Consider the following 24,928-nt stretch of genomic DNA (forward strand, 5'->3'; position numbering starts at 1 on the left):
ATATTTATCTATCCACCAGACTTTTTTCCGCTACTTCTTGTGTAATCTTCTGGTTGCAATTCACCGTTCTTTGTTGGGTGCCACTCCTCTATAAAATCAGGACAGAGTGTCACTAAATCAGTTTCTCCTTTTATAGCACGTTTCTCCGCACAATAAGGACATACACTTCCACTTACTCTGCGGTCTATTCTAGATAGATATTCGTGCCCATTTAAACATTTCCACCAAACCTTTATTTTACTTCCACAGGTCAAAGCGGTCGGGTCAAGATCTATATTCTTTTCAAAGTTCCATTCTGTCATAAGATAAGCATTATCACGCAAATATTTCTTTTCTTTTTTTTCTGCCATAATTCTCTCCTCGTATTATGGTGACATGATTAAATACCGATTTTATCCTTTTGTAACTAATCTGACCTTATCATACCCCAGATAAGATCAGTTGACTCTATCTCTATACTACCAACCAATTTAAGTTTTATAACAATTAACAACATTAAATAAATTGATTAGCACCATTTTTTTCTTTATAAAACTACACAGATAACGGAAATCAGAACTCTTAAATCATCAATACGTTTTTAATTCCTTTCTCTAAAGTATCAAAGCACAACAACAAATCCTTCTCCTAAATTGTAATTAGTTCTGGTAACGTGGAGAAAAAACAATCTACAGTATGATTAATTATACCTTTATTACCAGTGAATTTAGCACATAAAAAGGCTTGGATTACTCCAAGCCTTTTTGACTATAATTAACTTTTATAATTTTTTAAACAGGGTTTTATTTACATTAATTTATTTTAATTTTTATTCATTGAAAATCACAAACATAATATTAGTTTAAGATCGAATCTTAGCAGATGTTCTTTGGTGGATGAATTCTTAATATTTTCTATAATCTTACAAAAAAGAACCTTAAAGACTATTATTTTATTACAGATGCATTTCCAACCTATCAGCCCAGCAATTAATAAAGATTTTTTCTAACCAAATATCTTTTAACGTTTTATCGAGCTCAACTTGGTAAAAATCTAGATATTCTTTTATTTTGTTAATCTTTTTAATGTATCTTTCATCATACCCGTACCAAGCTTGAATCATCTCATTCGAATCAATACCTAAATGTTCCTCACAAAAAGCCTCAAACGCTAATAGAAAAGCCTGGACTTCACTAATTACTTTCATCTCATCATTAATCCCTTGTACCTTACCATTAAATCCTTTAAGAATCTTCATAATAGATATTACTTTGTCATATTCTAAAAGTTGAATTATAAATACCGTTACAATGTCTCGAGAAGTCTCTATTCTTTCTATATAAGCGTGATCTGATTCATAATAGGTGAACTTTGGACAGGAATTTACTAACTTTTCACGTTGCCCCTCATCACCGTTTACAAATGTCTTGATAACCATTTTAAAACGTTCTTCAGCACCTAATTTTGAGTACATTCTTTCGTTCATTTTTTTTAAAATATTAATATTATTTTTAATACTCATTTATTTGTCACTCCCTTCTAATCTTCGTACCACTTGCTTAAGTTGTTCCAGTTCTTCTTGCAACTCCCCCATTTCCATACTTTTTAGAGTTGTGTTTGACAGAGAATTTATAGCTTTTGCCTTCTCGTTGGTCATTTCTCCGCTAGTTAATAAATGATTAATCACTCTTGATAACATTCTTCTAACGTCTTGGGGCTTATTCAACCTTAGTTCATTTTTATACAGCGGAGCCATTTTTTCACTCCTCCTAAAAAAAGCTTTAACTCAACTACTCTAGCTATAATTAAAGTACATTTTTTAGCAGACTTTATTACATCAGTTACTTTTTACTACATAATAAATCTACCTACACACAACCAAAAATGTATTAATTTTCAATTTATATCCTATTTGTATGAATATATATTTTACTTTGAAGAGAACAAAATCAAATATGCTGCCAATAGCTATTGTATTGTTACGGATAATAAGTTTCTCTCCCCGTTTCCAATCCTACTTTTTTTTCCCTTTCAAAAACAACTAATATCTCCTGCTTATAATCTCCTATACTAGCTTCAATTAAATAAGAGAGATACTTTTCTTCTTTATTTTTATAACACTCTTAAATTGGAATTAAACATATTTTATTAAGAAATAAAGATTACTTTACCAAGATAAGCTTCTAATTAGTTTTATATTACCAAGTTTGTACATAAAGCAATCTTAATTCTCATAAATCTAATATTACTCATTTAACATGTTCAATTTAAAATTGGGGACATAAATAAATACACTGTCTCCAATTAACTCATCCTAAATCTGATCTACTAAAAGGCCAGGCCCGTTATATCAAGAGTTTCGAACTCAATCTGTTATAATCTGAATTAATGTTTGTCTCTGGCAGTGTTGTATACTACGTAAACTGGAGTGTTTTTATTTCTAGTTAATTTATTTAAGTGCGCTATATCACAAATTATTTTTCACTACATTTGAATATTATGAAATTCATATTCTTAGAATGAATAGTTCTTCGCCTTCCTAAGAATGAAGCTTCTTAACAATATCTACCTAAATAAAAAAACATTGGCTAAGGCTTAACCGATGTTTTTTTATTTGTTGGGTTCTTTAATTTATCTAAAAATTTGATATTACATTATTTGCTTGAGGTTATGTACTGCTTTATTGAAACCTGCTTCATTTGAAATTAAGGCATCTTGGTATCCTATACTGATTACATGATCATATTTATATAATCGCAACATACTAATCATATCTTTCCAATCTTTCAAGTCATGACCAAAACCTATAGTACTGAACCGCCAGGCTCGGTCAACCTCCTGGGAGAATGGCTGTGTGTCATTAATCCCCCAGCGATCAATATTGTTTTGATCCATCGAAATGTCCCTACCATGAAAATGGTAGATTGCACCAACGGAACCTAAGATACGAACCGCTTGAACTGGATCAATACCTTGCCACCACAAATGAGCCGGGTTGAAATTGGCTCCAATAACTTCACTCTTTACTACATCGTTTACTCTTTCACGCAATTTGAGCAAGCTGCCTGGTGAATGAACAGAGAATCCACCACACATCTCAATAGCAATCTTTATTCCATGACTAAATGCTATTTTACCCATTTCAATCCAGTAAGGAATTACTTTCTCTTCCCATTGCCATTCTAAAATTTCTTCGAAATCACTTGGCCATGGAGTAACTGGCCAGTTTGGATATTTTGCGTTTTCAGAGTCGCCTGGGCAGCCCGAGAAGGTATTTACATATGAAACTCCTAATTTTTGTGCAAGCTGGATTGTCTTATAAAATGTATCATAAAACTCTTTCATAATATCTGATTGTGGATGTAAGGCGTTTCCATAGCAATTAAGTGCACTAATTGTTAATCCTCTGGTTTCCACAGCTTCTTTGAAAACTTTCAACTTTTCTTGATCTTTAAGAAGTTCATCAGGATTACAATGCTTATTCCCAGACCATCCACCTGTACTGATCTCAACTGCTTGGATACCATTTAATACAGCATAATCCAATGTCTCTTCAAACGTTTTTTCTGAAAATAATTCGGTAAATAAACCAAGTTTCATCAAAGTTACCTCCGTTTTTATTTTGTAAGACGTTCTGGTTAATGTCCTTTTATCATTCTACTCATTTGTAGTTCTTAAATTTTATAGATCAAAGAAAGGTTATTAGAGAGAAAAGAACAAAAGGGTATTGTCAGCTGTTACGGATGTAAAAATCATTGTATACCTCTAAAACCTTCAAAGTAACTTTCTGCTATCTTGAAAAGAGATCATTTCTAAAAGTTGAAATATTTACCAAAACAAAGCCTATTCGTTAGTATTTAGCTCCTATCAGTACTAAAGTGTTTCTGATATGTTAGTTACAAATGTAAGCCTTATTTATATACTTTCTCTACACTCAGTGAAAAATTCCCTTTCTTATACCCTGGTACATCAGAATAAGTCACGTTTACTGAAGCAATTCCGGGCGAAAATGTGGTAAATATGTGTTCAAAAACAAACTCAACAATTGCATCCGGCCCCGCTCCAATAATTGGGCTCCCTTTGGGCGGCTTAAGAAGCCATGATGGAGCCTGCATACTAGTGTTAGGAATAATGGTCCAATCCCTTGCATTCTTGCCTCGGCGTAGTGTTATATACTCGGTATGCTGTGGGGTCATTAGAGCTCCTCCACCTGGCATTTCATAATCATATGAAAAAGAAACCACAAAAGATGTCGTTGCGAGAGCACGGATGCGCCGCGGAATCGAGCCCGGACGAAAATAAAATGTTAGACTTCCTTCCCCTTCTTGGTCTTTTCCTTCCTCAAGGTTTATCAGTAGAACATCTGTACAATCAACTGACAGAGCTAATTTTAAATCCTCATCTTCTTGTCTAGGGTCATGTTCCAAAAATATAGGAAAGGTGTAGGTAATACCAGTGTTACCTTGTGTAATCCCATCAACATAATAGTATTTAATCACAAGTTCTACTTCTGAAACTTGAGGTGGATTAGACATTTTTAGGTTAAGCATTTCTAAGTCTTCCAATAATACTTCGGGCTCTAGGTCTATATCCTCTCGCGGAGTAAGGATAAACTTGTGATCTCTTTCACTTTTTTCAAACCACCACAAAAATTGATTTGATCTAATACCTAGATTGTCAAATTCAATATCTGTCATTTGAAACCCACTAACGTCCAAAATTATTTTTGATTTATTTCTTATAAAATGGGTGTTTTTTTTGTTAGTACTTATAGACAAAGTTAAATCGATATGTCTACCCCTACTTGGAATGTAGATTGTATCAGGTGGTATATCAGGTATATGATTGTCATGCCACAAATGAAAGGTAAGTTGCGGTTTCTCTAGCATTTCCCTTCTCCATTTCTGATTAAATTTAAATAGGCTGGTCTTTTAGTCTAATAATTTCTTGGTAGACGCCATTGCTGGTACCTTCAATATTATAATAGTCAAAGTAAAGGTGAACCATCTCCTTATTAGATGTTACCTTTACATCCGAAATCTGGATCATAAGAGACTCTCCTGGAGAAAGTTCAAATCTTTCAGTAGGCGTTGCAACCCAGTAATTTCCGTATTTGCCTGTAGTCTTTAAACATTTAAATTTCCATAATACAGGACTGTTTGTATCGTTAATATGCTTTAATTTTAGACGGGGAATATCCTTCTGCGAAAGGAGCATGCCCAAGTGCATGTAAAAAACAGATCCTGTATTAACTTGACCTTCCCCGATTAATTCCCCAGGAAGAAAGGTAACTGGCCGCTGTTTCATATTCGTTATCTTCAAAAATAATTTACCATCATCTATTCTTGGCACAAAGGCTTGGGACTCGTTATTTGTCATTTTGAACTCTAAAAGCTTCGGAGTAAGCCTCAGCCATCCCTCAGTAATTTGCTGAGGGGTATAGGCTGCATATATCTTATTTTCTAATGGAACAAGACTAGGATAATATGACCAATTTACATTTTTTCCATTTTTTTCTTTTTCCCACCAGGACCATTGGTACCCAGTTAAGGAATTAAGCGGAATGTCTAATTCTTGGCATCCTTTCAATACCGGAGTAGTCATAAAAGAAAACTCCATGATACTTAATGCTTCCTCATAATGTTTGGTCGGCACAGAAATATTCTTCACAGGCAAAATTCCTGTCGAAGCATAAATGGGAGCACGCGGCTCGATTAATAGAAGTACCTTTTGTGTATCATTTTCCAAATTCGATGAAGTTGGAAGCTTAGGTGAAGCTTCCAAAGTAAGAGTCGAATCTGAAGGTATTGAAATATCTGAAGATCCTGTTTCTTCTGCTGCATATGAATAAAAGGTGCTCCAATCGTATCCCTCTTGATCTGTTGCTTGCTTATAAAAGCCGACCAAACCATCCTTCATCTGCATATGTTTCCCTAAGACAACAGGAAATTGAACCTGTGTAAAATCATTATCTGTCTCTAGAAAACCGTTTTCCGTAAAGCATTTCCAACTCAAATTGGTCGCTGAACGCCCATCAAGTTCCAAACGAAGGGAAGCTTGAGCAATAGCCGTTGGTTTCCCTACAAATACTTCCATACCATCCATTTTATCACTTGGTAATATATTCTCATGAGCTCTATCAATGGTTAGCCAAAACCGTTTAAAATGATTGGCACCTTTTGCATACAATTCAAGTGCAAATTGTTGAAGAACCGGATTTTCGTTTTGAAGTGCCTCGTGAATAGTAGTATTGATCTTAAGATCATCCCCTGGGGCAGACTCCCATGTCATGATACTTTGATCTCCACGTAGAAACATGGTTCCAAGCGCTTTTCCTTTTTGATTAAATAAAAACAAACCTGGTACCAAATGCGTACTAATAATCCAACCACAAATTGGGGAAGTAGCAGGATGGGAATTCATTTCCTCCACATTATTGCTGTTTGCAGAGATCCAGCGAAACAACAGTCGACTTGCTTGTGTGATGCGCGGCGGAACAAAAATCACATTTGGGGGCACAGGCTGCTGTGGCTGAAGTGATTCTGAACACGAAAAATTACTAATTTTCACATCTCTACGTTGTCCAAACGTATCGACTAGTTTTAAAGACAGTTGGAGAAAGCCCGAACGAATGGGCTGAAAGCTGCCATTTAGCTGAGGCATCATATACATGTTATCTTCCAACACTCTTTCTATTTCACGGCTTAACCTCTGATTTGGACTACCATTAATACCATTGACGGCAATTTGCTTATGATGTTTCTTCATCAAAAGAGCATCGTTAAATCCTTTTAAACTCTGAATTGCTAATCCGATTCCTTTATTTTTTTTGTCAACTAAGTAGGAAATTTCCTTATTTTCACCCATAGATTGAAGTTTGTGAACCATACGCTCTATGTAGTCTTCTTTGATATCTTCGCCTAGTAACGTCCATCCTCGAAATCGTTGGGGAAATTGAGTAACCTCAACGGGTTTTTGAGTATCATAACGAATTTGACCAGTTTCTGTATCTATACGAAATTGTTCTAGAAAAAACCGTTCATTATAAGAAGTGATAAATCTTCCATCTTCTGTAGGATGTATCGGCAAATAGTGAGCCTCCCACTCAAGATAGAGTGGTAACCATGGATTGGTTTGCCACCATTGTACACCTATATTAGATGGAAATTCTCCTTCTTTACTCTCGACTTCTTTCTGATTAATTTTCATCCAGAGTTCAGCTTTTAAAAATTCTTTGTTTTTCTGAGTTTGCATTACCCAAAAATTTATATTTAACAGACAAGCTTCAATAAATAACTGCTTCATCACAAGGCCGTGCTCTTCTTTCCGCTGGGGTACTCCGATATTCTCATACATTGATGATTGTAGTGTTGTGCTAGAAAGAGTAACTTGGTTAAGCACTTGATTGGTTAAACGACATTTCAAAAAAGCACTTTGGGATTTTCTTGATCCCCCACTATTCCTTAAAGGAGGAACAGTTTGATCACCTTCAAGAACAATAGAAAAATCTTTAGCCTGCCAATACCTAGGTGCTGAATCTTCCAGTAAGTTCAGCTCAGGGCCCAACAACATACGAAAGTTAGTAACTTCCTCTTGAAGCTGATTTTCCATAGTCTGGTTATGGATCTTAAGGTTCTTAAGTAAATACAACCGATCCCCCGCTTTCTCGTACGCCAAGTTCCGTGTAACAGAATCCTTAGCAGTCAAAAGCTGATACCAGTCCGCGAACAATTGCTCACCAAGCTTATGTATATAGAAGCGATTAAAATCGTATCGCTGTCTCATTAAATTTAGATTGCTTAATCGTTCGGCTAAATGGGGTGGTAGTTCAACATTCTCAATTTCACTACTTAACTTTACTTTTCTTGACCCTTCTTTTTGTTTTTTTTGAACTACATAGATTGAACCTGCATCTTTCGCTTGAAATTGCCGGTTTTCAAGATCTGTATGGAGATTAGCAAACTGATCAACATGGAATTGCTCTAGTTTATCCAACATATCGAGCTGAAATGCAGAAAATAATGTTTGGTAATAGGCGGGTTTTTGCCCTTGACGAAAACGCATGTGCGCTGCCATTGCTTCTTCTTTATAATTTCCGATTGCCACATCCCCCTGAATTGGCTCCTGCAACGGTGATTCATGTATATACACATGAGTCGGATTCCAGTTAACGTTTTGTATACTACCATTGCAAATCATATACGATGGGAATGCCTCTTCACCTTCAAAGGTCCATCCAAAATTAGTTTCTAAATCCTCTCTGCTATATGAAGTTGATAGAGGATCAGAGTCATCAGTATAATACCAACCAACCACAGAGTACATTAAGCTTACCGCTTCTCTATTTTGAATTGTTATGTCCTCAAGTTCATCGTGAAAGCCGAACATATTGCGACAATTCGGATAATAGGAGGTATATGTCAAATCACTGAATACAGCTGGGTCTAGGTCCTGTCCAAACAAAGAGAATAATGATTGGGATGGTTCTGTAATATCTCTATCTGAACTTAGCGATTCACATGAACCTATCTGATACTCGCCATTCGGTAATGGAGTAATAGCATCACTAGAAATCTTCCACACTTTCACTTTTGGTTTATTCTCTTCTAGCCAATATCGACATATAAGCCATTGGTTCGGTAACGCAGGAAACTCCAACTCACCTTCTTGATTAACCTTTCCATTTAACAACGCTTTAGGAAATGCCCAATGCAAATGAACACCTTTCTCTAATTGTTTAGCCGGGGGGTCAAATAATTCACGGGCATGAAAACCACCTACAAAAGCTTCTGTTTCTTGGTTTAATTGATCACTGAAGCCTAATGTAGCTCCTGCGAACTGACCTGTAGCTAGCAATTCATCGGTCTCTCCTACACAAAGAGCAGTAAGATTTACTGGAACGATGAGCCCTAGCGAATTTTCTTTAATTTTCATTCATACACCCCCATTACATTCATTTATAGACTCATTATTATAAACACCCTTTACTGCCCCTTCGGTAAGTTCAATAAAGAAATGTGCAGAAGTAAATTCAAAATCAGGTGGAACATGGTTGAGTCGCTGTAATTCCTGCAAAATTATATCAGCAGTCTCCTTGACGCGGATAGTTTGGTTATCGTCTCGCATGGAAACCACAACTTCTTTGTCTAACAAACTTGTACCGGGTTCTAAGCATCCTACAGGACATGGATCATGACAAGACACTCGAGGTTTATCATAACCCAAACATATTGACCCGTCAGGATGGCTACAATATAACCTACGAAGAGTTGTTGTATAAGCCTTTAGATCTGTATTATAGTCTATACCACAGTGCAGTTCACTTCCCGATTCTTGGATAACGATTCGACTTACATCACCATCAAACAAACAAAGCATAAAATCATCATCGTATGAGACGTTAAATCTCAAAATCGGAACTTCCTGATTCTCTGTAAAATCTTCATAACCAAAAGCTTTTAAGTTCTTCCATCCAGATACGGCTTGTGAACGTAGAAGAAACCCTGTTATTCTTCCAGAAATATTAAAATGTTTAGTTAAGGGCTTCTCATTTTTTCGTACGTTCTTACAGCCATTCTCTATAGTATCCAATAAAGATTGAAAGAAACCCTGAGAGCGATCTTCTTCTGCAGAATTTACGCGCCCTAAACTCACAGCCCCATCAATCAATGCATAAACCCAATTAGAATCCAGGTAAAACACTCGCATGGACTCTTCAGGTAGCATACGCTCATCTGGTACTAAATAATGAAAAGGCACATGATGCAAAAGCCTTAATTCACAAAGCCACTGTATAACCTCCTCAGAAAGTGATTTTTCCAATTTAGCAGCAGCGTAAAATCGCTTCATAAACAAATTCGAAGCAAAACTGATCCCCAGCATGTTATCGTTAAACTTGTTTTGTTCCCTTGTTAGGGCAGCATTACGCTTAATATTACGCCTCCACGTATAAATAGCTTTTGCTATAGAATTATTGCACCGAGACATCAATTGACCAAGTTGCCAAGCTAACCCATAAGAAACATCGAACATCCCAGTCCGTGGATCATATTGTACTGCAACATCAGAATCTGAAAAAGGAAGTACTGATGTTACATCTTGATTAATGGAATAGGGAACTAGTGGAGATCTACACCAGGAGACCGTGTTACCACCCGATCGTAAATGATGATTCATAGGAATATAACCCATATTCAAAGCGTTCCGAGTAAGAATATCAGCGTCCTGATCTGTAGATTGCCCTTGCTGCTGGCGTTCAATGGCCTTCTCAACATCTTCTGGTTTTGGACTCTGAAAATTTCCTGGCATTTGCAGAGGTCCAACGTCGAGGTTTTTTAAGATTTTACCCAAAACATTTTCCTTACCATTTATTGAAAAAGACCAATGGCATAGCGTTACTAGTCGAACATGTGTAGTCTCAGTAGGAAAAGGGGCACTTCCATTATTATCTGGTAGAAATGCTCCCATGTTTTCAAGCATTACCAAATGACAGTGTGTCAAAGTTTGTATTTTGGGAATTCGTTGCCCTTGTATAACACTACACGTATAACAATCTTTTTGTTGATCCTGACAATTAGTAGTCCTCTCATCCTTTACTACTCCTAAAAATGGCAAATCATCTGCTTTGGGTGCAATTCTTAAGAATATATCTTTAGGTATGTCTATAACACAACACGGAGTATCCGGCCTCTCATTGGCCTCTAAAACTAAATCAGGGTAGGAGAAATAATTCAAAGGTCTTGTTCCAGGTACCCTTTCCCCTTCAAAGACTATGTCCGTACCACTCTCAACAAGATCATGAAACTTAACATGCTGGATTTCCGGAGCTTCGTCATTGTTAAAAGTTAAAACCGCTAGCCACGGGGCTTTTTCATGATTAGGGTGTGTTGCTGGTAATGATGTTCGCTCCCATGGTAACGTTGCACTATTCAATAACACGTGTGGTAACGCGCCTTCAAATTCACCATTAGGCAAAGGTGGAAAGACGGAGTGAATAGAATCAGGATTAAGAGATAGACGTTCACCTACCACAGTTAAGTTAAATGTTTGGCTGTACCCTTCTTGTTCTCCTTGTGTTTCTATAGCTTGATTTAATGTTAAATTATAACTTCCGGAACGAAGCGAGGGGTGCGAAAAATCACTAATGGTCACGCAAGTATCCTTAACTGAACTCATTTTATTAATCATAACCTCCTTTAATTACTCAGTACACAAGGTACCGTCCACAGTTTTTGTTCACCTAGATGATGGAGTTGCGGTTGATTCATAAGATCATTTGAAGATGGATTAGCGAGATCGCTTACATCTATTTCATTTTTTACCGAAAATCCATAATTGTTGATTGCAGCTAATATCTTTGGTCGATTTTGTAGTACCACATCACTCAAAATTGAATTTTCAACTGTATCTATCTTGCAATCAAACGGGTTGTCTCTCATATAATGAGGGACATTCCATTTCCAACATTTCACTATACTGTCCACCAATAAATACTTCAGCTTCATCGAATCCAGCTGTACACTTTTTTCACCAGAAGAAGGCACAAGTCGAAAACCAGTTAGTACATTTTTAATAGTTGCAGAACCTTTACTAATGTCAGGTATTTTGCCGGAATATGAACGATATTCCCACAGTCCCTTAGGTACAGAACTTAAAATTGGACTGGCAATAAAACTGATACAAGGATCTCCATTGAGTCGATTCAGCGTAACAGTTAAATGAGATTTAAAGTGGTCATTACTCGTGCCTGTAGGACCCACCCCAAAATCACGATTAAAATCGGATTGTGAATTAGAATGCTCAACTATCTCGTCACAAATTAAGTATTCTTTTATGGGGATAGCAGTTCGTACTGCTAATTCCACATCATTCTTGTTGATTAACCAATCCTGATTTAGTTTGCTGACTAAGCCTTTTAGTATATCTAGACGAAGAATATCTGGCTCTTGTAATGGGATGGTAAGATTACCTTCTTCCTTCTTAGGGAGCAACTCAGTTACAAATTCCCCCCAAAGTATAAATTTATTTCCACCCGGACGAGCACTTCCATATTCGATATCAATACTAAACAACCAGTTCTCTACCCGAGCATATAAGGAGAAACTTGGTCCCCAGATTTCCAAATCAGCACCTATATGAAAACTTTTCTCTACTTTTTTCTTTCTAAATATTTTAAATTTTCCTTTGATATCGAAAGATACACGACTAGAAAAATAATAACGATAAGGGGCATATACCATTAAAAAATCAGCATTTACAGAAAACCCTGCTGAAATACCCGATGTGCCCCAACTAGCGTCAAAATTTAAACCGCCCATTATTGCGTTGGAGTCCATGGCAAAGTAAGAATCACCCTTAATGTGAAAAAAGTTTGTGATTGCCCAATTCATATTTAACCGATCTAAATCAGGATAGTGAGCTAGTTTATAATTGGGATGAAAACCCCCAAGTGAAACCAAAAAGTCTCCAGCATTTTCCCCATCAAACCAATAAGAATATGCAAAGTCCCCCTCCAAACTACAATCTTTTGAAAACACATATGCGTGATCAAGATTTCCTAACACTTCAACGAAACCTTGCTTCTGTGAAAATTTTGCCTTCAATTCAAACTCCGCTTCGGCAAATGCAGTAGATCCACTTCTAGGAAATTTAAGTGTGGAATAACCCAGCATATCAATTTCATTTTCGGGAAATGACATAGTCAATAGTGCAAACGACTTAATAAATTCAAATGAAGTAAACCTTATACCGAATGCAAGCCAGTGTTTCCCAAGCATTGGTTCAACGATGCCTTCATGTGTTAATCGATTCAAAGTGTCCGTAACTCGTTCAGATATTTCTCCACCCATTTCTGGTGGGGGATTCTTAGGATTAGCACTAACCCATTGAACGAAAGGGAATTCAGACACCCCTTCTACATTTTCAGGAATTTGAAGTGATCTGTTAAAACCAAAGCCAGCAGCGAGTCCCGTGACAAAGAAAAAGACGGGTCCTCCTAGGGGTTTGTTTAGAACAGCATATACAAATAGAGAAGGATTTTTATCAATTTCTGTATATCCACCTAATGCATAAATCGAAAACTCCGAAGTAGAAATCACCAAACTTCCTGTAAAATTGACCGGTTCCAACGTACCGAGTAGTGTTCCACTGATCTTAAGTGGGCCACTCTCAAAAGATACTCCTAACCCTTCCAGCGACATCCCTAATTCGCCTTGCTCTAATGAAAAGCCTACAGTAAATCCTTTCAAGCTTAAAACTAAACTTGAGGCTGTTAAGGAAACTTCAAACAAAAACTGTAGTTCTCCATCACGGTATGCTACACCAGCTTTATGGATTTTAACTGGACCAATATTACCTGGACTCGGTATAGGTACAATAATGGAGGTTCCATTGCGATGCAATGGTAAATCAGTCTGGTTCTCTTTCTTTACGTTGATTCCCTTATTTAGATCGGTATTATACAGACATGAAGTCTCTTCAATCAATAATGATTTTCCTTTCATACCAGCCATCCCAATGTCCATGGTAAGTATAGAGCCTTCTTTGATTGTAGAATCATCTTTAATTTTTAAATCCTGATCAATTACTATTAATTGATTTATTTGCAGTGCAAGGTCACTGCCTCCTATCAAGTCATCACTTGCCATCACAAACATAATTTTACTAGTCGATAAAAAAGATCCTATTTCACCAATTATAGGTAAATCATTAATTTGAAAAGACCTTTCAAATTTTGTCGCAAAGTAAAACTTCCAATCCCTCTCAAATTCTAATCCAACAAGTATTGCTTTTTCATCTCCGTACCGTTTTGACCTACCCTGCAAGACCATTTGCCTTTTAATCAAGTCATAATTAAAATGTGCATCACCAAGAATCATATTAAGACCTTTGGGGATATATAACTCTGGGATTAGGGCCTCCAATAAATCGGACAGGTTTAATTCCTCTGGATGATCGGGTGTTTCCCACGTATATGAAATTAAAAAAATTGGTTTTCCAATTTCAGTTAACTCTACAACCATACTTGTTGTAAGACTACTCCCTATACGCAAATTCATACCAAAAGAAACTTTTGTTTTATCAACAGTTCCATTTGAATTGATACGAATCAATGGATTAGACCATTCACCAATGATTGTCGGTTCAATCTTTTTCTCAAGCTGACATTTCCAATCGAGTCGAGGGACAATGTTTGAACTATTGTCTAGCTCTGAGCAATCAAAGGAACCATAAATAGGAAATTTTCCCGATCTCTTTATACCGCCTGCGAATAATTCAGAAATTTTGTTTGCCCAAAAGCCCATTATTAAATGGGCGACCAGACTAAGCCCTTGCTGTAAAGTGATATTTTTGCCAGCATACTGATAATTCTCCTCCAGCATTGTTGTAAAACAAAAGCGTTGCTGGTCAAGCTCAATGTTAGAAAAAGGGAACATGTCCAATTCAGGAAAACTCTTCTGTATACTCCATCCATCTGTAATAAATTCAATAAAAAGTTCGACTTTTAAGTCAGTATGAACCGTGAAGATAAGATGTGCATCAACCGATGAGGATAAATTAAGAAATTTGATTTTCCCATCTAAAAATAGTTGTTCATTATTACTTCCACTAGGGAAAGAAGGTTCACTAACTATAAATTCACCTTGTAATAACAAGTGCTTTGTTATAAGTTCATCAAAGTTGTCTATAGGCTGGAGCGAGGCCTTTTTAAGTACATCTGCTTTTATACTAACAACTTGATTACTTTGAATTTGCTTTTCAAATTCAAGTTTTAATTCATTTAAACCCATTGGCCGTCTCCTTTATAGAAATATGTCCATCTTTAGTAATTCTCTATGTTATATATTTACTTACCTCATTATCAGCCAGAAATTAGAACACTAAGATAAGAAATATATGTGATACCTTACTTTCAATAAAACTACACTAAATAATTTTTTCCTCAATTCAAAAGAAATATTCGATAAAAAAATTATTTTAAAGAATAAACAGTTAAATTTCGGCAAATAAAAACCTCCTTTATAGTTCCCATATAATTTTCAAAATATAGATCTAAAATAATTTAATGTCTGTTTTTGGAATGATATTAAAGTGTCTTATTTAATTTAAACAAAGCGTGAGAATAGTAAGATATGACGTCATGTAAGAAATAAATAATTCAGATGAAATCCCAAATGAAAGCAGTTGTCAACAAGAACACCTTTGTAAGCTTTTAAACGAACATTAGATATCATTACTTAAAGGATGAACCTACACTAACTTAGAAGAAGCTAAGAGCCTCAAGACAGAAACTTTTCCTCTAAAAAAACCCCTCTATAATCTTGCCAGAACTCAAAATTTGTTAAGAGTGCAATAATTACTTTTTCTGGCTCGTAATAAAAGGAGTACTGAGTTGACCTTATGTAATATAAAAGTGCTTAGGTCCCCTCTCTAATCTTTTTTCTACTAATTATACATTGGGGACAACTGGGGGACACAAATAAACAAACTGTCTCCAATCATCTTCTATTTAATCCGATATACTAAAAAATCAAGCCTGTTATATCAACATTCTCAAACTCAATCTGTTATAATCCGAAACAATGTCTATCTCTGGCAGCGTAGCAGTCACTCAAAACACTTCCCTCTCCCCCAACCACAATAACCGCTAGCCCTCAAAAGGAACTAGCGGTTATTCATAATCTCTCAGAAACCATTCACTCCTCCACCGGCTTCTGCTCATCTGTTAACGTATCAATTTTAGTAATTTGAAGTTTGTCTTTGCCAGCGACTTTAACATGATAAATTCGTTCTTTTTTAAACTGCGTGCTCGCGTCATATGAGTCAGTAAATGTGTACACTTCGCTTGTATAAATGTCGTAGGTTCCGTCATCATGTGATTCTGTTTTTGTCACAAGAAACTGATCGTTAGCAAACGATACGTTTTTGCCGGCGAGTGATGTGATGTAGCTTTTCAGCTGTTTATACACTGGCTGATTCGAGTCGATATAGGGTGCCATCCCACTAAAGTCTCCACTGTTTAAACTTGAAAAGTAAGCAGCTTTATAGGAGATAAAAAAGTTTTCAAGCTCTGTTTTGCTTACGTCAGCTGGCTTAGGTTCTTCATTTTTTAACGGCTTGGTTTTGGTCGTGGCTTTTATGTCTGCGCTTGTTTCTGCCGTTTGATTGTCACGATTCATGTATACAATCGTAAGTAACAAGAGAAGTCCAATAATGATTCCTATTATAATAGGAAAAGTGCGTCGTGATGATTGCTGCTTTTTGAGCACGGGAAAGTCTGCGTAGGCTGGCAGCGTAACAGGGTTTATATCTAGCTTTAACCGAGCTAATGACCCTGGTATTTCTGTACTTTTTGCACTGGCAAGCGGCTGAAGTGCTAAAAATTCTTCGTAGGTAACAATAAACTCGTTTACTGCTATTCCTTTATACATGCCGTAAATTCTATTCCATAGCTCTCGACACCGAGTATCCTTTATATCTTCACTTAGTTCGTTAAAAAACGGTCGTGATTTTTTAATAAAAGCCGCTAACCACGTTTGATGAGCGTCGACTTTGTGGACTGCATTTAGGTCCGTAAGTGATTGCTTTAACTTGGCGTGTTCATTGGCATCATGTTGGCTAATGACTTCTATACCGTGTTCCGTTTCTTTCAGTACAGTAAAAAGACTCTCACTCATTTTTTCTTGTAGCACATCAAACTGACTGCGAACATCAGGCCAGTGAAGTTCGAGTAACTGTTTTTGTGCAGTCGTGGCTTTTCGAATACTTTCATTTAGCTCATGCTGCTTTGTGCGAAAGGCGGTCGCTTTTTGTTTGGTCACTACTTTGTTTTTGCTTAGCTGATGCCATTCTTGCTTCAAGCTCTTGTCTTCTTCGAGTACTGTGGCTATCGCTTGTTTTGTATGTTTATGCTTTTTTTGAAAGTCAACGAACGCGGGCAAATAAGCATTCCAGCTTTCCTTGATTTCTTTTAGCAATGACGTGTTAGCGTGTTTTTCTGTTAGTTGAAAAAAGTCGTTTCTAAACGCTACCATATCCGCTTCGGAAGAAAGTTTTTTTCCGAAAAGCTCTGTAACACTTCTATGTATGCTTGTTAACTGTTGGAGCTGTTTCATATTGCTTTGACGCTTTTTTATGTACTCCGGATAATGGCTTGAAAGAAATGTCACCATTGTATATTCAATGTTGTTCATATTAGACTCTGTACGTTCTTTTTCTAGTTCTTCATACACTTTTTGCAGATGACGTTCTACTATTGAGAGAAACTTTTCTTTGTCCATCCCGTCTACTTCTTCTTTTAGCATGTTTAAAGATTCCTTTTCTCCAATAAGAGATTCCTTTTCTTTATATAGCTGTATCCATGTTTCTAGCAGCTGTGCTGCTGATTCATTCCAGTGGCTTGTATTCATCGTTTGCTTCACCTGTTGTTTTTATTTTTATCCTTTTTTAACTATACAGGAATTTAACAGAAATTCTATTACAGTTTTATTACTCTTGAAAGATAAGGTTCAAGCTTTCTAGAGCCGCTGCTAACGTTTGTTTATCTCCTTGATCGTAGCTATGTGCCACAAGCACTACGGTTGTAAATACGGCTTTCCATTTTGCCAGTCTGTGCGTTTCTTCATCTACTTCTCCGTATTCTTTGAAAAAACGTGCTCTTCCTTTAGGAGGTAAAAAGCTGTAGGCAATCGCTAGGTCAACTGCCGGATGACCAATATGAACGTCTCCCCAATCAATAATGCCTGAAACCATATTGTTTTGATCAACAATCATGTTTTTAATATGAAGATCTCCGTGAACTAGTACATGTTTTTCTTGATACTTAATTTCTTGTACGTCATTTACATAGTCTTCAAGAACCCCTTGGTTAGAATAAAGGTTACGCTCTTTCATTTGCTTGACATACTTCTCTAGCGCAGGCTTTCGCTTCATCATATCAAGCCGATTTAGCTCATCAAACAGCACGCCAAGCTCTTGCGCTTTTAAATGAGGATAGTGATGTAGCGTACGAAGAAACCTTGCCAGTACAGAAGCTGATTGTATGCGTTCTTCTTCTGTTAATCTTGCAGGCGAAGTTCCTTGCACGTAGTGATAGCCCGTAAAAGGCCAAGGATAGCCTGCATTCGGCTTACCGAAAAAAATGGGCTCTGCAATCGATAGAGGCAATTGAGAAGCAAGACTTGGTAAAAGCTGATTTTCTGTTTTTAATAGTCCTACTGCGAGTTCTCTTCTTGGAAACCGAAACACAAAGCGGTCGTTTACTTGATAAACCGTATTGTCAAAGCCGTAGCCAAGCAGCGAAATTGTAGCGGGCGCAAGTTCTGGAAACTGCGTCTCGATTAGCGTTTTGGCAAGCGGTACTGATACAATTTGTTCTGCATCCCATGCATTTGGCACTGTGATCACCTTTCTTTAACATGAAGTTTGTATGTTATGTAAAAGTATATTATAAATGATTTTGACCATAAAAACCCTCTGGCGCAAAGCCAGAGGGTTTCAGTGAATATATAAATAAAATAGATTCCTCAGACCAGTACACCCCGCCTCTAAGTTAGTAGCCTATGGTACGTTTACTACTTAATACGTACACCAAAATACCTTATCGACTGTTTCTTCAACATGCTCCATCTTAATAAAGTTCAATAAAAGATCCGTTTGGTCATTTCCTGTATACTCATCTTGGTCAACATTATAAAATTGAATAAGCTCGAGCTTGTACATACCGTTTTTAATATCAATTCTATACTTGGAGCAGTTTTTATCAGGCACTAACTGATCTTCAAACTGGGCGGCCATCGTAAGGCAGTCATAATCTACGAGATAAAGCTGATGATTGGTTACATTTATATAACCTGTTGCTTTCCTAAAGTATGTATCTATATCCGACTCTGTTCCAATATTCACTTCTACGTTCCAAGAATGTTCAATTCCTTCTTCTGTCATTTGACATACTAGGATATTTCTCTTTTTCATTTCACTGCCGAAGTGGTTCAGAAGCTGGTCTAGCTCCCAATCCTCATCCACAAATGATTGGTACTCTTTTACGTTTGCCACTCCGATAAAATTGGTATCGCCAAAATCCATAGAAAATTTCATTTTATCTCCTCTCCTCTTTAAAGTAATTTTTATTATCCATTAACATATATCCGCAAACTTCTTACACGCTTTCTCTAACTCTTCTTTTTTAGCAAGCTGACAAACCCACTCTTCAGGAAGGCCATCCAGCTGGTAATATGCTCCTGCCATAGTACCTGTAATAAAGCCTATTGTATCTGTGTCTTCTCCTAAATTCACAGCAGTAAGTACAGATTCTTTGTAGTCATCACTTTGCAGAAAAGACCAAAGAGATGCTTCTAGCGAGCTGACGACGTATCCGGTTGACCCGATTTCATTTCTTGCTGCGTGCGGCAAGCTTAGGTTTAACACTCGTTCATACGCAGAAAACTCTGCTTCATACTCCGTATCTGTTAACTGCTTTTGACAGAGATTTACCGCGTTTTCATATGCTTTAAAAGGCTCGTCCCCGTCAAGAAGACAAATAAGCAGCTCCACGTATATAATGCAGCCAAGCGTAGAGCGCATATGACGGTGCGTAACGTGCGCAATTCTTTCTATTTCTTCTTTTCTTTTTATAAAGCTAGGTTCCTGACGTAGTGTAAACGCAAGCGGGGCAATACGCATAAGCGCTCCGTTTCCGTTGTCGTACTCAGCGCTTCCTCCCCACTCTTCTTTAGGAAACCCGCTTTTATAGCGGCGAATCGCTTCGCTTGTGGCAATGCCAATATCAAACATTTCTCCGTACGGTGTCCAGTAGCCATTCGCCCAATAGCTCTCAAACTTTTGCATTAAATCATATTCATCTTGTTTTTCTAGTAGATTATCAATCAAGCACATCGTTAAAGACGTATCATCTGACCACGTTCCTTCAGGTTGGTTATATGTACCGTAGCCGATCATAGCCGTAATCCGAAATGAATCGCGTTTTTTAAACTCAACTGGAACGCCTAAAGCGTCTCCGACAGCTCCTCCTAGAATCGTAGAAAGTACTTTTTTATGTAGCGTCATGTGATCAACTCCTCCTAGAATCGTAGAAAGTACTTTTTTATGTAGCGTCATGTGATCAACTCCTTTCTATTATTGTAATTGTTTGATTTTGGAATTTGCAAGAGACACCCTGCCTAGACGCTTTTTCTTCTTTATAAAAAGGAATTTACCAGCGTTCATCTAATTTAAATAAGAGGTAAAAAAACATGTGAGGTGCGGTAGATGATTCATTTTTTTGAATATAATTGGCAAGTGAGAGACGAATGGTTTAGCTGGTGTTATCAACTTTCAAGAGAAGAACTGTTGAAGAAGCGGACTGGAGGAATGAGTAGCATTTCACAAACTTTTTTTCATATTATTGATGTGGAATACAGCTGGATACGCGCCATCCAAGGTAAACAAGATATCGTTCTTTCTTTTGAAGAACACGATACGCTTGAAAAGCTTCAAGCGCTCTCTTCTGCACATAGACCTGACATTGCCGACTTTCTAAGCCATTTGAATTTTCCCAACAAAAGGTACGTAACAGTCCCTTGGGATTCTACTTCTTACACAGAAGCTGACATCTTACATCACATCATCATTCATGAAATCCATCACATCGGCCAGCTTTCTATTTGGGCAAGAGAGGTGAATAAACAGCCTATTTCTTCTCACTATGTAGGAAGAAACATAAAAGACATTCCTTCGTACTTCTCTAAAAACAATTAACCAACAAGAACAAACGTTCTATAGTAAATATATGGAGGTGAAAACGATGCGACCTGAACTTACAAAAGATTTACTTATCAAAGACTTTACCGATTTTTACTGGCTCAAAACCGAGCTGCAGCAATTTTGCCGTGAAAACAACATGAGCCCGTCTGGATCTAAAATGGAACTTTCAAAAAGAATTGAAGTGTTTTTAACAACCGGTGACACTCAACAATCAAAATCACCTTCTAAAAAACGCTCGTCCTCTAAAACGAAAGCTCCGCTGACATTAGATAGCGTCATTGGAGAAAATCACCGCTGCAGTCAAGAAGTACGGGCTTTTTTTAAGAAAGCTATTCATCCTACATTTCATTTTTCGACTTATATTCAAAACTACTTTAAAGAAAATGTAGGGAAGACCTATCGAGATGTGGTAAAAGCGTGGCATGAAGAAGAAAAACGAAAAAAGCAACCTTCTTATCAAAAAGAGATTGCGCCTCAGTTTGAGTACAACCGCTTTATTTGTGATTTTTTTAACGATCCGAAAAACAAAGGAAAAAGCCGCGATGATGCGATTGCGGCGTGGAAGCATTTAAAACTTTAGCCTGGAAGCAATCAATACCGCTCTTAAATCAAACTCTACATAAATAAAGATCATCAAAACACCACCTCAAGAAAAGGTGGTGTTTGTGCACGCCTGTAGATTTCTTCACATACACATGTGCTGTTTGTTACGGCGTAAAATCTTTAGCTATAAACAGACTCTTTTTTAATTAAACCAAGCGTCTGTGAAGTAGACGCATGAATTTCGTTAAAGAAGTCTGGATGATCAACTAACGACATGCCATAGGAAGGAATCATTTCTTTTATTTTCGGCTCCCACTTGTTCATGTTTTCTGGGAAGCATTTTTCCAATACTTCAAGCATAACGTGAACCGCCGTTGATGCACCAGGCGAAGCGCCAAGAAGTGCAGCAACAGAACCATCAGCGGCACTTACAACTTCTGTACCAAACTGAAGCGTTCCTTTTCCGCCAGCTTCCGTGTCTTTGATTACCTGCACACGCTGGCCTGCTACAACAATATCCCAGTCTTCGCTTTTAGCGTTCGGGATAAACTCACGCAGTTCTTCTACACGTTTTTCATTTGATAACAGCACCTGCTGAATTAAATATTTTGTTAACGCCATTTCTTTGACGCCTGCTGCTAGCATGGTTAAAATATTATTCGGCTTTACGGAACTGATTAAATCCAGGTTCGAACCTGTTTTTAAGAATTTCGGTGAAAAGCCGGCAAATGGACCAAACAACAGCGTCTTTTTGTTGTCAATATAGCGTGTATCAAGGTGCGGAACTGACATTGGCGGAGCTCCGACTTTGGCTTTTCCGTATACTTTTCCGTGATGCTGCGCAATGACTTCAGGGTTATTGCATACCATAAATAATCCGCTTACCGGAAATCCTCCAATATGCTTGGATTCAGGAATACCTGTTTTTTGAAGTAAAGGCAAGCTTCCGCCTCCACCTCCGATAAAGATGAACTTTGCCGTGTGGTACTCAACTTTGCCGCTGTCTACATCTGCGACTTTTACTTCCCACATACCGTCACTTTTACGTTTAATATCTTTTACACTTCGTTTGTAATGAACGTGAACCCCTTTATTCTTCAGATGGTCAAACAACATGCGTGTTAAAGCACCGAAGTTTACGTCTGTCCCCGAATCAATTTTAGTTGCGGCAATTGGTTCATTTGACGTGCGCCCCTTCATGATTAGCGGAATCCATTCTTTTAGTTTGTCAGGACTGTCGGAATACTCCATTCCTTGAAACAACGGATTGTTTGACAGCGCTTCAAAACGCTTTTTCAGAAACGATACATTTTTTTCCCCTTGTACCAAACTCATATGCGGAATTGGCATGATAAAATCTTGCGGATTGCGAATCAACTTGCTGCTTACCAGATAAGACCAAAACTGCCTTGACAGCTGAAACTGCTCGTTAATTCGGATCGCTTTTGTTATATCTATAGATCCATCAGCTTTTTCTGATGTATAGTTTAGTTCGCACAGCGCAGAATGGCCCGTCCCTGCATTATTCCATTCGTTCGAGCTTTCTTCCCCTGCGTCTGCGAGTTTTTCAAATACTTTAATGTCCCATTCAGGTGCTAACTCTTTGAGTAATGATCCCAAAGTTGCGCTCATGACTCCGGCACCAATTAAGATAACGTCTGTTTTTTTCTGTACGTTGCTCATTATAACCTTCCTCATCCCCTATATTTGTAAAAAGATGTAGGCGCTCCTGCTTACGTAGTAAAAAAATTCAGGTGCGACCTAAGAACACACCTTTTTCTGTCTCACTTATAACTATATCACAGTATAATTGTCTGATGATTATAAACTATTCAAAAGTGATAAAAAAGTGAGAAAATCGCCCACAAATTCCAAAAAACTTATTAAATTCCGTCTGCATTTTCTTTTATTAGTAAACTTTTATACCTACTTCTAAGTGGCAAAGCATCGATTAATAAAATAACAAACTATTCCAAAAATTCAGCTTAAAAACCAAAATAACTGTCTTGAAAATTTCACCTACTATAACTATACTCAGCCCAAAGAACAATCAGCACTATAAATAGAAAAGCCTTCATTCTTTTTGACTAGTTATACGTAGATGTATATATATGTATAGAACACCAACTTGTCCAGAGGTGCATATCTAGAAAAATAAGTATATATTACAACAGCTAATTCTCAACAGATATTGCAAGTTACAACATCTATGTCATATAACATACCATGAAATAAGTGAATAAGTAAATGATTATTCAGAAATTTATGTTATAAAACCTAACATGTATATTGACTTTTACATAGGACATACTTAACAGTACTTTACATGCTCCTTTCATTTTAAATTTGTTTAATTAATTTATGGGCCATGGTTGTTGCTGAGTTCAATCAAAACAAGCCACGATTAGCACGTGACTTGTTTTGTTTCTTATTGAGCTGGTTGAATATCATCTTGTGTAAACGTCCAAATACCACGATTTTTACTAAAACCGCTAAATTCAAACTTAAAATCGCCTTCTTTTGGTATATCAAACGTTGCAATACCGCTTTGTTTTTCTCCTGGTGAAATGTTTCCGTTCAAATGATTCTCTGTGGCACCAGAAACAACCGTAGCAAAGTATTGAGTGTCTCCTTTTTGAATATCAAAATGAAGTAGCTCACTTATTTTATGATTTTTCTTTCCTTTATTCTCAATCGTAATATTCATTTTGATAAACTGTCCGTTTTTATTTTTAGATAAATCATCATCCGGTACGACTTGTGGAGAGTCTACTGTAATCGTAAAATCATCAACATTAGCAGTTTCACCTAATTTTTTGGTAACCGTATTGTAGAATTTATCCGTTTTTTCTTTATCAAACTTCGCATCAGCATTTAGCTCTTTACCGTCTGATTTCTTTTCTGATGACTCAGCTGAGTGTTTCTCATTTCCACTAGCTTTTTCTGATTCTCCGCTCGAACAAGCCGCAAGCCCTAATACTAGGAAGCATGTAGTTGCTCCTATTAACCATTTTTTCTTACTCATTACGGGTTCTTCCTTCTTTCGATTAGTATTTTATGTATAAAGAGTTAAATATACGTAACTCTTAATCCAAAAATAGGATATACCAAATACTAACAGTCTGTCAAAAGTAAATATATTACAACTGTTCTATATATTAAATAAAGACCTTCTGCTCAAAACTCATTCATTAGACAATAGCGTTACTCATAGACCTTAGCAAATTTCCACTCATCACGTATTTAAGTAATGTTACTATTCCACTGAAGGGTTATGATCAGCTTTTACATACTTTAGTCCTTCTATTACTTTATTCATTCGTGTCAATAAATCTTTTATTTCGTCTAATGTTAGCTCGTCTTCCGCTTCTTTTGGGTTAAATTTCCCTAACCTCCCTGTTATACCTCTAATGTGCCCAACGAAAACTTGCCCATGGGTAATTGCAATTTCTCCAATAGCAGTATGTATCCACCATAAAATCTTCTCCCTTGCCTAAATTATCAAATTCGTCCGTGAAACAATTAGCTCTGCCCATTTTTGCTCGATTCTTAGATCATTATCATCTAGTAATACTCGTGCACCTAAGACTGCTCTAACTTTTTCCTCAAACATTGTGAACATCTCCATTTTAATTTTGCACCTTGC

General features: G+C 37.0%; 16 protein-coding genes and 1 pseudogene. 2 read left to right on the plus strand and 15 right to left on the minus strand.

Going from position 1 to position 24,928, the window contains the following annotated elements; translation table 11 throughout:
* Positions 1 to 8: 8 nt before the first annotated feature.
* The 12 genes from MMB68_RS05880 to MMB68_RS05935 form a co-directional block, all read right to left on the minus strand.
* Complete coding sequence (locus MMB68_RS05880) at positions 9 to 350, minus strand: zinc-ribbon domain-containing protein (RefSeq protein WP_277548424.1); 342 nt, start codon at positions 348 to 350, stop codon at positions 9 to 11.
* Between the two features lie 584 nt (positions 351 to 934).
* Positions 935 to 1,501 (minus strand): hypothetical protein, encoded by a 567-nt coding sequence (locus MMB68_RS05885; RefSeq protein ID WP_277548426.1) that lies wholly within the window; start codon positions 1,499 to 1,501, stop codon positions 935 to 937.
* The gene (locus MMB68_RS05890; protein WP_277548427.1) at positions 1,502 to 1,735 is read right to left on the minus strand and encodes a hypothetical protein; all 234 of its coding nucleotides are present in this window, start codon (positions 1,733 to 1,735) and stop codon (positions 1,502 to 1,504) included.
* An 893-nt stretch (positions 1,736 to 2,628) separates the two neighbouring features.
* A complete protein-coding gene (locus tag MMB68_RS05895; RefSeq protein ID WP_277548429.1) occupies positions 2,629 to 3,579 on the minus strand; it encodes a sugar phosphate isomerase/epimerase family protein in 951 nt (316 codons plus the stop codon).
* Between the two features lie 311 nt (positions 3,580 to 3,890).
* Positions 3,891 to 4,868 (minus strand): hypothetical protein, encoded by a 978-nt coding sequence (locus MMB68_RS05900; protein ID WP_277548431.1) that lies wholly within the window; start codon positions 4,866 to 4,868, stop codon positions 3,891 to 3,893.
* A gap of 25 nt (positions 4,869 to 4,893) precedes the next feature.
* Entirely contained in the window at positions 4,894 to 8,913 is a 4,020-nt protein-coding gene (locus MMB68_RS05905; RefSeq protein ID WP_277548433.1) for a hypothetical protein, read from the minus strand.
* Positions 8,914 to 11,166 (minus strand): hypothetical protein, encoded by a 2,253-nt coding sequence (locus tag MMB68_RS05910; RefSeq protein ID WP_277548434.1) that lies wholly within the window; start codon positions 11,164 to 11,166, stop codon positions 8,914 to 8,916.
* Positions 11,167 to 11,174: 8 nt separating this feature from the next.
* Positions 11,175 to 14,768: a DUF6603 domain-containing protein gene (locus tag MMB68_RS05915; RefSeq protein WP_277548435.1), complete on the minus strand. Its 3,594-nt coding sequence runs from the start codon at positions 14,766 to 14,768 to the stop codon at positions 11,175 to 11,177.
* A 906-nt stretch (positions 14,769 to 15,674) separates the two neighbouring features.
* Complete coding sequence (locus MMB68_RS05920; RefSeq protein ID WP_221813236.1) at positions 15,675 to 17,387, minus strand: TcaA NTF2-like domain-containing protein; 1,713 nt, start codon at positions 17,385 to 17,387, stop codon at positions 15,675 to 15,677.
* A gap of 79 nt (positions 17,388 to 17,466) precedes the next feature.
* Entirely contained in the window at positions 17,467 to 18,375 is a 909-nt protein-coding gene (locus tag MMB68_RS05925) for a phosphotransferase (protein ID WP_221813234.1), read from the minus strand.
* A 180-nt stretch (positions 18,376 to 18,555) separates the two neighbouring features.
* The gene (locus MMB68_RS05930; RefSeq protein ID WP_221813298.1) at positions 18,556 to 19,062 is read right to left on the minus strand and encodes a hypothetical protein; all 507 of its coding nucleotides are present in this window, start codon (positions 19,060 to 19,062) and stop codon (positions 18,556 to 18,558) included.
* A 51-nt stretch (positions 19,063 to 19,113) separates the two neighbouring features.
* Positions 19,114 to 20,043 (minus strand): ADP-ribosylglycohydrolase family protein, encoded by a 930-nt coding sequence (locus MMB68_RS05935; protein ID WP_481861939.1) that lies wholly within the window; start codon positions 20,041 to 20,043, stop codon positions 19,114 to 19,116.
* 201 nt (positions 20,044 to 20,244) lie between these two features.
* Here MMB68_RS05935 and MMB68_RS05940 point away from each other — a divergent pair, with 201 nt between their 5' ends.
* Positions 20,245 to 20,733 carry a DinB family protein gene (locus tag MMB68_RS05940; RefSeq protein WP_277548440.1) on the plus strand — a complete coding sequence of 163 codons (489 nt, stop codon included), beginning with the start codon at positions 20,245 to 20,247 and terminating at the stop codon, positions 20,731 to 20,733.
* Between the two features lie 46 nt (positions 20,734 to 20,779).
* Entirely contained in the window at positions 20,780 to 21,319 is a 540-nt protein-coding gene (locus MMB68_RS05945) for a DUF6434 domain-containing protein (protein ID WP_277548441.1), read from the plus strand.
* Positions 21,320 to 21,462: 143 nt separating this feature from the next.
* Here MMB68_RS05945 and MMB68_RS05950 read toward each other — a convergent pair whose 3' ends face one another.
* The 3 genes and pseudogenes from MMB68_RS05950 to MMB68_RS05960 all read right to left on the minus strand — a co-directional run.
* Positions 21,463 to 22,965 (minus strand): malate:quinone oxidoreductase, encoded by a 1,503-nt coding sequence (locus tag MMB68_RS05950; RefSeq protein ID WP_013083523.1) that lies wholly within the window; start codon positions 22,963 to 22,965, stop codon positions 21,463 to 21,465.
* 745 nt (positions 22,966 to 23,710) lie between these two features.
* The gene (locus MMB68_RS05955) at positions 23,711 to 24,307 is read right to left on the minus strand and encodes a DUF4352 domain-containing protein (protein ID WP_277548443.1); all 597 of its coding nucleotides are present in this window, start codon (positions 24,305 to 24,307) and stop codon (positions 23,711 to 23,713) included.
* 231 nt (positions 24,308 to 24,538) lie between these two features.
* A pseudogene (locus MMB68_RS05960) lies at positions 24,539 to 24,794 on the minus strand (Imm3 family immunity protein); the annotation flags it as partial.
* Between the last annotated feature and the right edge of the window lie 134 nt (positions 24,795 to 24,928).

The organism is Priestia sp. Y58, from assembly GCF_029522095.1.
Classification (GTDB): domain Bacteria; phylum Bacillota; class Bacilli; order Bacillales; family Bacillaceae_H; genus Priestia; species Priestia megaterium_E.

Bases quoted from the DNA above. Each gene is read 5' to 3' on its own strand.
- MMB68_RS05910 (WP_277548434.1), bottom strand. From the start codon at position 11,166: ATGATTAATAAAATGAGTTCAGTTAAGGATACTTGCGTGACCATTAGT.
- MMB68_RS05890 (WP_277548427.1), bottom strand. From the start codon at position 1,735: ATGGCTCCGCTGTATAAAAATGAACTAAGGTTGAATAAGCCCCAAGAC.
- MMB68_RS05945 (WP_277548441.1), top strand. From the start codon at position 20,780: ATGCGACCTGAACTTACAAAAGATTTACTTATCAAAGACTTTACCGAT.
- MMB68_RS05920 (WP_221813236.1), bottom strand. From the start codon at position 17,387: ATGAATACAAGCCACTGGAATGAATCAGCAGCACAGCTGCTAGAAACA.
- MMB68_RS05905 (WP_277548433.1), bottom strand. From the start codon at position 8,913: ATGAAAATTAAAGAAAATTCGCTAGGGCTCATCGTTCCAGTAAATCTT.
- MMB68_RS05930 (WP_221813298.1), bottom strand. From the start codon at position 19,062: ATGGATTTTGGCGATACCAATTTTATCGGAGTGGCAAACGTAAAAGAG.
- MMB68_RS05955 (WP_277548443.1), bottom strand. From the start codon at position 24,307: ATGAGTAAGAAAAAATGGTTAATAGGAGCAACTACATGCTTCCTAGTA.
- MMB68_RS05940 (WP_277548440.1), top strand. From the start codon at position 20,245: ATGATTCATTTTTTTGAATATAATTGGCAAGTGAGAGACGAATGGTTT.
- MMB68_RS05880 (WP_277548424.1), bottom strand. From the start codon at position 350: ATGGCAGAAAAAAAAGAAAAGAAATATTTGCGTGATAATGCTTATCTT.
- MMB68_RS05895 (WP_277548429.1), bottom strand. From the start codon at position 3,579: ATGAAACTTGGTTTATTTACCGAATTATTTTCAGAAAAAACGTTTGAA.
- MMB68_RS05915 (WP_277548435.1), bottom strand. From the start codon at position 14,768: ATGGGTTTAAATGAATTAAAACTTGAATTTGAAAAGCAAATTCAAAGT.
- MMB68_RS05900 (WP_277548431.1), bottom strand. From the start codon at position 4,868: ATGCTAGAGAAACCGCAACTTACCTTTCATTTGTGGCATGACAATCAT.
- MMB68_RS05950 (WP_013083523.1), bottom strand. From the start codon at position 22,965: ATGAGCAACGTACAGAAAAAAACAGACGTTATCTTAATTGGTGCCGGA.
- MMB68_RS05885 (WP_277548426.1), bottom strand. From the start codon at position 1,501: ATGAGTATTAAAAATAATATTAATATTTTAAAAAAAATGAACGAAAGA.
- MMB68_RS05935 (WP_481861939.1), bottom strand. From the start codon at position 20,043: ATGACGCTACATAAAAAAGTACTTTCTACGATTCTAGGAGGAGCTGTC.